Annotated in this window: 10 protein-coding genes; 6 read left to right on the top strand and 4 right to left on the bottom strand. The window is 70.4% G+C overall.

The window, feature by feature from the left end:
* Positions 1-9: 9 nt before the first annotated feature.
* The 4 genes from proS to BJY22_RS13030 all read right to left on the bottom strand — a co-directional run bounded on the left by proS (position 10) and on the right by BJY22_RS13030 (position 5,431).
* Positions 10-1,422, bottom strand: a complete 1,413-nt coding sequence (gene proS, locus BJY22_RS13015; RefSeq protein WP_167206541.1) for a proline--tRNA ligase — start codon at positions 1,420-1,422, stop codon at positions 10-12.
* Positions 1,423-1,540: 118 nt separating this feature from the next.
* Positions 1,541-3,757, bottom strand: a complete 2,217-nt coding sequence (locus BJY22_RS13020; RefSeq protein ID WP_167206543.1) for an NADP-dependent isocitrate dehydrogenase — start codon at positions 3,755-3,757, stop codon at positions 1,541-1,543.
* 51 nt (positions 3,758-3,808) lie between these two features.
* Positions 3,809-4,471 (bottom strand): pentapeptide repeat-containing protein, encoded by a 663-nt coding sequence (locus tag BJY22_RS13025; protein WP_167206545.1) that lies wholly within the window; start codon positions 4,469-4,471, stop codon positions 3,809-3,811.
* Positions 4,472-4,594: 123 nt separating this feature from the next.
* A complete protein-coding gene (locus tag BJY22_RS13030) occupies positions 4,595-5,431 on the bottom strand; it encodes an ROK family protein (protein WP_167206547.1) in 837 nt (278 codons plus the stop codon).
* A 107-nt stretch (positions 5,432-5,538) separates the two neighbouring features.
* On the opposite strand from BJY22_RS13030, the gene BJY22_RS13035 reads away from it, so the two are divergent.
* From BJY22_RS13035 to BJY22_RS13060, 6 genes are all read left to right on the top strand, one after another.
* Positions 5,539-6,786, top strand: coding sequence for a hypothetical protein (locus tag BJY22_RS13035; protein ID WP_167206549.1), 1,248 nt, complete (start codon positions 5,539-5,541; stop codon positions 6,784-6,786).
* Between the two features lie 67 nt (positions 6,787-6,853).
* Entirely contained in the window at positions 6,854-7,372 is a 519-nt protein-coding gene (locus tag BJY22_RS13040; protein WP_167206551.1) for a hypothetical protein, read from the top strand.
* A gap of 47 nt (positions 7,373-7,419) precedes the next feature.
* Positions 7,420-8,109 (top strand): YcnI family copper-binding membrane protein, encoded by a 690-nt coding sequence (locus BJY22_RS13045; RefSeq protein WP_167206553.1) that lies wholly within the window; start codon positions 7,420-7,422, stop codon positions 8,107-8,109.
* A 2-nt stretch (positions 8,110-8,111) separates the two neighbouring features.
* Entirely contained in the window at positions 8,112-8,621 is a 510-nt protein-coding gene (locus BJY22_RS13050; RefSeq protein WP_337758600.1) for a copper resistance CopC family protein, read from the top strand.
* The gene (locus BJY22_RS13055; protein WP_167206555.1) at positions 8,618-9,604 is read left to right on the top strand and encodes a CopD family protein; all 987 of its coding nucleotides are present in this window, start codon (positions 8,618-8,620) and stop codon (positions 9,602-9,604) included. Before BJY22_RS13050 ends, BJY22_RS13055 begins: the two co-directional genes overlap by 4 nt.
* Before the next feature lie 41 nt (positions 9,605-9,645).
* Entirely contained in the window at positions 9,646-10,128 is a 483-nt protein-coding gene (locus BJY22_RS13060; RefSeq protein WP_167206557.1) for a MarR family winged helix-turn-helix transcriptional regulator, read from the top strand.
* The last annotated feature ends 5 nt before the right edge of the window (positions 10,129-10,133 follow it).

Here is a 10,133-nt window from a genome sequence, read left to right on the forward strand (position 1 = left end):
TTGGGCCCGCTAGTACGAGCGGGCCACGTACGCGACCAGGTCCGGCTCGTGGTCGTCCAGCGGCAGCGTGCCGTCCGGGCGTTGCAGGCAACGGACCGTGACGGCGGACTCGGCCAGCCGGTCCTCGCCCTGCTCGCCGACGGCGTCGTACGGGAGGGTCGCCCAGCCGGACGCGGCCGCCTCGATCGCCTCGTCCACGGTGCGCACGGCGGTGATCCGGGCGGCCTGGCGAGCGGTTGCCTCGGCCAGCAGATGGTCCTGATCCGCCTCGATCGCTGCCACCACGGTCCGGGTCAGGTCCGCGCGTGCCACGGCGGTCTTGTCCGAGTCGCGGAGCCGGCGTACGACGGTGGCGACATCGGCGGCCAGGTCACGCGGACCCAGTTCGATCCGGATCGGGACGCCCTTCAGCTCCCAGTTGACCGCCCGGCGGCCGAACGGCTGGTCGGTCCGATCGTCCACGGTGACCCGCAGACCGGCCGCGCTCAGCTCGTCGGCGATACCGCGGGCCGCGGCGATCGCTTCCTCCTTCACCGCGAGTACGACGACCTGCGTCGGAGCGACCGCGGGCGGGACCCGGAGGCCCGCGTCGTCGCCGTGCACCATGATCAGGCCGCCGACCATGCGCGTCGTACTGCCCCAGGAGGTCGTCCAGGCGAGCTCACGACTCCCTGCGCTCGACAGGTACGAGATGTCGAACGCACGGGCGAAGTTCTGTCCGAGCTCGTGGGAGGTCCCCATCTGCAGGGCCTTGCCGTCGCCGGTCATCGCTTCCAGGGTCATCGTGTTGATCGCGCCCGCGAACCGCTCGCGCCGGGTCTTCCGTCCCGTGACGACCGGGATCGCCAGCACGTTGACCATGACGTCGCGATAGACGTCGTACAGGATCTTGGTCGCGAAGGCGCGGGCGTCCTCGGAGGTGGCGTGGGCGGTGTGGCCTTCCTGCCACAGGAACTCGGTGGTGCGCAGGAACAGGCGGGGGCGGAGCTCCCAGCGGACCACGTTCGCCCATTGGTTGAGGAGGAGCGGCAGGTCCCGGTAGCTCTGGATCCATTTCGAGAGGTACTCGCCGACGACGGTTTCCGACGTCGGGCGGATGACGGCCGGTTCCTCGAGTTGCTTGCCGCCGGCATGCGTGACGACAGCGAGCTCCGGGCTGAAGCCCTCGACGTGCTCGGCTTCGCGTTGCAGGTAGCTCTCGGGGATCAGGAGCGGGAAGTAGGCGTTCTGGGCGCCGGTCGCCTTGATCCTGCGGTTCATTGCCTCCTGCAACAGTTCCCAGATCCCGTACCCGTACGGTCGCACGACCATGGTCCCCCGCACCGGCCCGTTGTCGGCGAGCTCGGCCTTGGCGATCACGTCCTGGAACCATCTGGGGTAGTCCGTCGCCTGCGAGGCAAGCACGGATCGGGTCGCTGTCATGCTTCGTGAGTCTAGGAGTCCGGCAGTACGGCGTGCCACGCATTTGACTGCGGACACACGAAGGGGACCTCGGACAGTGGCCAGATGTCCGAGGTCCCCAGGTGGTGTCCGAGCTACCTCAGAGCGAGGCCAGCGCCTCGTTCCAGGTCTTCGACGGGCGCATCACCGCGGCGGCCTTGGCGGCGTCGGGGTGGTAGTAGCCGCCGAGGTCGGCCGGGCTGCCCTGGACGGCGAGCAGTTCGTCGACGATGGTCTGCTCGTTCGTGGCGAGGGTCTCGGCCAGCGGCGCGAACGCCTTGGCCAGATCCGCGTCGTCGGTCTGCGCGGCCAGCTCCTGCGCCCAGTACAGGGACAGGTAGAAGTGGCTGCCGCGGTTGTCGATGCCGCCGACGCGGCGGGTCGGGGACTTGTCCTCGTTCAGGAACGTGGCGGTCGCCCGGTCGAGCGTGTCGGCCAGGACCTGGGCGCGGGCGTTGCCGGTCGCCTGGGCCAGGTGCTCGAAGCTCGCGGCCAGCGCGAAGAACTCGCCCAGGCTGTCCCAGCGCAGGTAGTTCTCCTTGACCAGCTGCTGCACGTGCTTCGGCGCCGACCCGCCGGCACCGGTCTCGAACAGGCCGCCGCCGGCCATCAGCGGCACGACCGACAGCATCTTCGCGCTGGTGCCCAGCTCGAGGATCGGGAACAGGTCGGTCAGGTAGTCACGCAGTACGTTGCCGGTCACCGAGATGGTGTTCTCGCCGCGGCGGATCCGCTCCAGCGACAGCTTGATCGCGTCCACCGGCGCCAGGATCTTCAGGTCCAGCCCGTCGGTGTCGTGGTCGGCGAGGTACTCGTTGACCTTCGCGATGATCTGCGCGTCGTGCGCCCGGGTCTCGTCCAGCCAGAACACCGCCGGGTCGCCGGTCGCGCGGGCGCGGGTGACGGCCAGCTTGACCCAGTCGCGGACCGGGGCGTCCTTGGTCTGGCAGGCGCGGAAGATGTCACCCGGCTCGACGGCCTGCTCCAGGACGACGTTCCCGGACTCGTCGACCAGCCGGACGGTGCCCGCGGCCGCGACCTCGAAGGTCTTGTCGTGCGAGCCGTACTCCTCGGCCTTCTGCGCCATCAGGCCGACGTTCGGCACCGAGCCCATCGTGGCCGGGTCGAACGCGCCGTTCGCGCGGCAGTCGTCGAGGACGACCTGGTAGATGCCCGAGTAGCTGCTGTCCGGCAGGACCGCGAGCGTGTCGTGCTCCTCGCCGTCCGGGCCCCACATGTGGCCGGAGGTGCGGATCATCGCCGGCATCGACGCGTCCACGATCACGTCCGACGGGACGTGCAGGTTCGTGATGCCCTTGTCGGAGTCGACCATCGCGAGCGCCGGGCCGTCGGCCAGTTCGGCGTCGAAGGAGGCCTTGATCGCGTCGCCGTCGGGCAGCTCGGACAGGCCGCCGAGGATCGCGCCCAGGCCGTCGTTCGGCGAGAGGCCGGCCTTGGCGAGCGTCTCGCCGTACTGCGCGAAGGTCTTCGGGAAGAACGTGCGGACGACGTGGCCGAACACGATCGGGTCGGAGACCTTCATCATCGTGGCCTTGAGGTGGACCGAGAACAGGACGTCGTCGGCCTTGGCGCGGGCGACCTGCTCGGTGAGGAACTCGCGCAGCGCGCCGACGTGCATCACGGAGGCGTCGACGATCTCACCGGCGAGCACCGGGACCGACTCGCGCAGCACGGTGGTCGTGCCGTCCGCGGCGGCCAGCTCGATCCGCAGCGAGCCGTCGGACGCGATCACGGCCGACTTCTCGGTGGACCGGAAGTCGTTCTGCCCCATGGTGGCGACGTTCGTCTTCGAGTCGGCGGTCCACGCGCCCATCCGGTGCGGGTGCGCCTTGGCATAGTTCTTCACCGAGGCGGGGGCGCGGCGGTCCGAGTTGCCCTCGCGGAGCACCGGGTTCACCGCGGAGCCCTTGACCTTGTCGTAGCGGGCCTGGATCTCCCGCTCCTCGTCGGTCTTCGGCTCGTCCGGGTACTCCGGCAGCGCGTAGCCCTGGGACTGCAGCTCGGCGATCGCGGCCTTCAGCTGCGGGACCGAGGCGGAGACGTTCGGCAGCTTGATGATGTTCGCCGCCGGGGTCTTCGCCAGGTCGCCCAGCTCGGCGAGCGCGTCCGCGATCCGCTGGTCCTCCTTCAGGTACTCCGGGAGGACCGCGAGGATGCGTCCGGCCAGTGAGATGTCCCGGGTCTCCACGCCGACACCGGCCTGGCCGGCGTACGCCTGGACGACAGGGAGGAACGAGTACGTGGCGAGCGCCGGAGCCTCGTCGGTGTGGGTGTAGATGATCGTCGAGTCAGTCACGGGCCCACCTTATCCGGCGTACGTCGCACTCCTACGTGGGCCGGATCACGCTCAGACCAGGTCGTCGGGGTGCGCCAGGGTGATGCCGGCCGCGGCGGTGACCGCGCTGGTGAAGGACAGGGTGTCGATGGGGGAGGACGCGGCCACGGTCGCTCCGGCCAGTGAGGCGAGGCCCTTCGCGCCCTCCCAGACGCAGTCCACGAACACCGCCTTGGCTGCCTTGACCTGGGAGAACTCGACGCCGGACAGGTCGCAGCCCCGGAACACCGCGCCGGTCAGGTCCGCGGAGACGAAGTCGGCGCTCTGCAACCGGCAGTCGGTCACCTCGGCCCTCACGAACTTCGCGAACCGGAACGACGCGAAGTCGAGCACGGTGTCGCGGATCGTGACGTGCTGCAGGTTCGCGCCCGGTGCGGCGAACCCGATCATCCGGGAGCCGGTGATCGCGACCCGGGTCAGCGCCGCGTCGGACCAGCGCGAGTTCGCGAGGTCGCACTGCGTGAGCTCGGTGTCGACCACGATCAGCTTCTCCAGATCGGATCCGGCCAGCTTGCAGCGGGTCAGCCGGCACCCGCCGATCTCGACGTGCTCGGCCTCCAGGTCGCTGAGGTCCACATCCTCCAGCCCCAGCTCGAGCAACCGCTCCTCGTCCTCGACGTCCACAGGCGTCGCGGGGTCGAGCTGGGCACGGAGGCGAGGCGCGGCGATCTTCACCCAACCGACCGTAGCGGCCGCCGCCGACAGGAGCCGATCGCCAGGCCATCACAATCGCGGCTCCGCCGCGGTCGTGAGCGGGGAGCCACCGGGACCGGTGGATTGTGATGGCCTGGCGATCGGTCAGGTGCTGCGGAGGTAGTGGGCGGCGGCGCCGACGAGGGCGGAGTGCTCGGTGTCCTTCGTGGCGGAGGCGGGGAAGTCGAGGACGGCGTCGACCAGGTCGAAGGCGCCCGAGATCGAGCCGCCGAGGACCGTGTGCGTGACGCCGAAGCGGTCGAGCCAGGGTTTCAGCGCCTCGGCCAGGTCGGTGAACGCGGAGCGCAACACCTGGTGGGCGGCGGTGTCGCCGGCGCGGGCCTGGTCGGCGATCTCCTTCACGCCCGGTGCCTCGGTGCCGGTGGTCTCGGCGTACCGACGCAGGATGGCCCGGGCGGAGATGGAGTCCTCCAGCGGCTTCCCGGCGTACGACGTCTTGTAGAGCTCACCGCCCGGCGGGACGGTGCCGCCTTCGCGGACCACGCGGCCGTCGGCGAGGAACGCCGTACCGATGCCGGTGCCGATCGTGACGCCGACGCAGCGCTCGACGCCGCGGACCTCGCCCGCGGTCCACTCGCCGACCGCGAACGCCTCAGCGTCGTTCATGAACATCAGCCGGCCGATCCCCAGCGCGGCACCCAGCGCCTCGCCGAGGTTGAACCCGTACAGCTGGTCGAACTTGCCCTGCCCGCGGTACCACGCGACCCCGGTGCCGAAGTCGAACGGCCCGGGCAGCGCGACCGCCAGACCGTTTGCCAGTGGCAACTTCCGGGCGGCGTCGGCGAGCTGCTCGACGACCTCTCCGGCCGGTGCCTGGGACTCGAGCTTCGCCCGGTCCACCTCGGTCACCTCCCACGTCTCCGGCGCCACCAAGGCCGCCGTCACGTGGCTTCCCCCGATCTCCAGTACCGCTACGTCCATCCGCACATCATTCCAGCAGACCAGTTCCGTCCCGTACGTCGCCTTAGGGCACGTCTCCCTAGTCCTCGCAACCTCTACGCTCTCGGTTCCGAGGAAAGGTGGCGCCAGTGGATGCTCCCGTCTCCGAGCGCGGGTTCACGTCGCTCGACGACGTCGACCCGGCTCCGATGGCTGCCTATCGGGATGCCGATGGGCAGCACCACGAGGCGCCGAGTGGTCTGACCCTCCGCTTCTCGCCGTACGGCGATCGCGCGGACGATCTACCGCCCTCCGCCGGCACGGGTGTGCTCGACGTGTTCGTGTGCACCAACACGACCGTCGACGGGGCAGGGCTGCTGCTCGTGGACGGCGTCCTGGTCGCGGCCGGCGACGGACGGTACCAGGTGGAGCTGCCGCCCGGTGAGCACCGTGTGGAGGTGCAAGGGGCGGATGCCTCGAGCGCCGAGTTCACCCTCGCGCCCGGTGAGCGCGTCGTCTTCAGCAGCGGGCACGGAGTCGCCGTCCGGTCGGAGATCGAGTTCTCGACGGTGCTGTACCGGGTTGAACCCGGCAGCGAGCCGGTGCCGCGTCTGGCCGGGGAGGATGCGAAGACGTCGACCGTCGGGTGCCTGGCGGCGTTGGCCGGACTCGTGTTGCTGGTCGGCGGCGCGATCGCGGCCTCAGCGGTCGGCAGTGCGTTCTTCGAGATCCTGTTCGGGGTGGTCGCGGTGGCAGGACTGGCCGGCCTGGTCGGGGGCTGCATCGCGGGTTTCCGGACGACCGGTCGCCTGCACAAGCGCGCGGCCGCCTCGCGTATTCAGCCGGTGTACCGCGCCCGCCCGGCGCGCTCGGTGCTCGGCGGCGCGCCCGTCGCCTTCCCGAGCCCGTTCGACCTGCGCGACTGGGCCCGCCGGCGCCGGGAGCTGGGTGTGGCCCTGGTGTTCGACCTGTTCCTGTACCGCGCCGTGAAGGATCCTGTGGTCGCGTACGAGGGCACCGGGAAAGGCCCGGCGTTGGCAGCCGCGGGCGGGCTGCGCCTGTGGATCGACGGCATCGCGGCTCCCTGCGACTGGTCAGTCTGGTACTACCCGCTGGCGCAGGGTCGTCACAGCTTCCGGGTCGAGTACGAAGGCCCTGAAGGAGAGTCGGCCGGCCACACGTTCGAGTTGGACGTCAGGAACCCAGCAAGCCCGGCCGTCGTGCACGTACCGGTCCGGGTCTTCCGGATCTGGGACGCCACAGCCGGCCGCCACCTCGAGCTGCCACCGCAGATCGCCCACCGCCTGGCGCGGCGCCCACAGCAGCGCATCTCGAAGTACACCAACGGTTGTCGGAGCGAGGACGGGTGGTCCCCGCACCGCATCTGGCCGTCATAGCTCCGGATCCCTGAAGGAACCCCGGAGCGCTCCTGTCCGTAGAGTGGCTGGAGCGAGGGGAACCGACATGCCGACCGAGTGCAGGACGACGTCCGCGGTCGCGGCGCTGAGCGTCGCGGTGGCGGTATTCGGTCATGTGCTCGTCGGAGGCGGTGGAGTGCCGCTGGGCGTCGTACCTCCGTTGGCCGCGCTGACCGGGGTCTGCTGGCTGCTGGGCGAGTACCTGGCGGGGGAGCGGGTCCTGACAGCGATGGTGCTCGCTGGCGTACAGCTTTTCGTGCACGTCACCCTGGACTCGGCGACCATGCACCACGGCATGTCGCTCCAGGGCAGCCTGATGATGACCGGCACGCACCTCGGTGCGCTGCTAGTGGGCGTCCTCGCGATCGGCCGCGCCCATCGATGGGTCCATCGGGTACTGCGAGTGTTCGCGCGGCTGCTCCCGAGGCTGCCGGTACTGCGTCCGATCCTGCTCGTCGGCGCCGGCCTCGGCAGCTTCGCGTCCTGGATCCCGAGCGGGTCCCGGCCCGGTTCGAGCGTCTCGGAGCGCGGACCTCCCGGCGTACGAGTACTGCCAGCTGTCTGAACCGGCGTTCGCGCCGAAGTACTCGTATGCCTTTGAAAGGTCTTGTCATGCCCAAGAGATTCGTCCTGCGTGCCGGCGCGATCGCGGCTGCGTCCGCGCTCGTCGTGATCGGCGCCTCGGGGTCGGCGTCCGCGCACGTTACGGTGTCGTCGCCGGACGCCAAGCCCGGTGGGTACGCGAAGCTGGTGTTCCGCGTGCCGACCGAGTCGGACACCGCCAGCACCACCAAACTCGTCGTCTCGCTGCCCAAGGACCATCCGTTCGCGCACGTCGGTGCGCAGGTGAAGGACGGATGGAAGGTCGAGAAGAAAGAGGAGAAGCTGCCCGCCGCGGTGAAGGTCGGTGACGTCACCCTGACGAAGGCGATCACCACGATCACCTGGACCGCGACCGCGGGCGGCATTCCGCCGAACGACTTCGACGAGTTCTCGCTGTCGGTCGGGAGGTTGCCGGAGGGCGTGGACGCGCTGACCTTCCCCGCGGACCAGACGTACAGCGACGGTGAGGTGGTGAAGTGGGCCGAGGCCGCCAAGGAGGGCGCCGACGAGCCCGAGCACCCCGCGCCGGCACTGAAACTGGCCGCCGCGGTCACGCCGGTTGCAGCCACGACGCCGGAAGCTACGTCGTCGCCGGACAATCTGGCGCGCTGGCTCGGCGGCGGTGGGCTGCTGGCCGGGCTGGTCGGTCTGGCCTTCGGCCTGCGGCCGCGTCGTGCAGTGGCTGCCGCGGAGAAGTAGCCGTGCGCAGACTGATCGCAGTCCTGGTGGCGTCGCTGCTCACGCTGGTGGTTTCCGCCGGCGTGGCGGCGGCGCACGCCAAGCTCGAGTCGATGACGCCGGCCGACGGTTCGTCGATGGCCGCGCCGCCGACCAAGGTGGTGCTGACCTTCAGCGAGCCGGTCGGCGCCAACGGGACCCAGGTCCAGGTGAAGTCCCCGAACGGTACGAACGTCGCGAACGGTGACGTTCAGGTGGTCGACAACACGGTCACCCAGCCGGTCGGGGCGATGATCGAAGCCGGCAAGTACATGGTCGAGGCGCGCGTGGTCTCCGCGGACGGTCACCCGATCACGGTCACCGGCTCGTTCACCGTCACCCACGAAGGCCATCCCGCCACAGAACCCGCGGGCGCACCGGCACAGCAGCCGGACGGCAACTCGAACACCGTCACGATCGTCGCGATGTGCCTGGTCATGCTGGTCGTCGTGGCGCTGGCAGTGGTCATCGTCCGCCGCCGACCCACCCCATGAGACGCCCGCTCGTCCTCGGCGGGACAGTTGCCGTCGGCATCGTTGTGATGGTGGCGGGACTGCTGGCCGCGGGCGGCGCTCCGCAGCGGCCGGCGGACGGCCTGCTCGGGGCCGGGCTCGGCGTCTCGTGGGCGGTTCCGGTACTGCGGATCCTCGCCGACGGAGCCGCGGTGGCGACCGGTGGCGCCGTGCTCGCGGTCCTGCTGTTCCTGCCGGCGAAGGACGGAAAGCTCGGCAGCAAAGCGATCCGCGCCTGTCAGGACGCCGCGCTCGCCGCCGGGATCTGGGCCGTCGCGAGTATCGGCGGACTGATCGCGACCGCCGCCGTCATCCTCGGCATCCCGCTGTCCCACCTGGCGGAGCACGCCGGTCCGGCCGGTCAGCTCAACCAGGTCCGCGCGCTGGCAGTCACCGTCGTACTCACCGCCGTACTCGCCGTGATCCTCAGCGGCACCACGACGCTGCGGACCGCCCGGCTGGCCGCCCTACTGACGATCGCCGCTCTCATCGGCCCGCTCCTGACCGGCCACGGCGCGATCGACCGCACCAACCTGTGGTCCCTGCTCGCCACCGCGTCGCTCGTCGTTCATGTCGTCGCCGCGACGGCCTGGGTCGGCGGTCTGGCCGCCGTACTGCGCTACGCCCGATCCCGCGAGGCCGTCGAGATCTTCAGCACGCTCGCCCTGAGCTGTGCGGTGACCATGGGCGTCACCGGACTGCTCACGGCCGAGATCCATCTCGGCGGGCGGCAGGACGGCTGGGGCCTGATCACCCAGTGGGTGACGACCGGGTACGGCGTTCTGGTGCTCGGGAAGACGCTCGCGTTCGCGGCCCTGGTGTTCATCGGCCGGCAGCACCGGCGCAGCGCCCTGCCGCGGCTGACGAGCGGCGACCCCGCGGTGTTCCGGCGGCTCGCGGTCCTCGAACTCCTGGTGATGGCCGGCACGATCGGCCTGGCGGTCGCCCTCGCACGGACTCCGTGACGAGTCGGTGACATGTCAACAGGCGTCCGTACAATGGATGGATGAGGGAACCGCGGGGGCTCGACGAGCACGAGGCGCGACTGTGGCAGTCGTACCGCGACACGCATCGCGAACTGATGCGGGCGCTCGAGGCGCGCATGATCACCAATTCGGGCCTGTCCGGCGCCGACTACGCCCTGCTGCACCCGCTCTCCGAGGCTGAGGACGGCGTCCTGCGCACCCGTGACCTCGGTCGCTCCGTCGGCTGGGAGCGCAGCCGCCTGTCGCATCAGGTCAGCCGGATGGAGAAGCGCGGCCTGGTCTGCCGTGAGGAGTGCACGTCCGACGCCCGCGGCTCGATGGTGCGTCTCACGCCGCTCGGCCGGAAGGCGATCGAGTCCGCGGCCCCCGATCACGTCGACGCGGTCCGCACCTACTTCTTCGACCGCCTGAGCCCGGACGAGCAGGCTCAGCTCACCACGCTCCTCGACCGGATCGCCGCCGACCTCCCCGCCACCTGCGCCACGCCGGAGTGCGACGAGTAGGTCCT

Source organism: Kribbella shirazensis, from assembly GCF_011761605.1.
GTDB lineage: Bacteria > Actinomycetota > Actinomycetes > Propionibacteriales > Kribbellaceae > Kribbella > Kribbella shirazensis.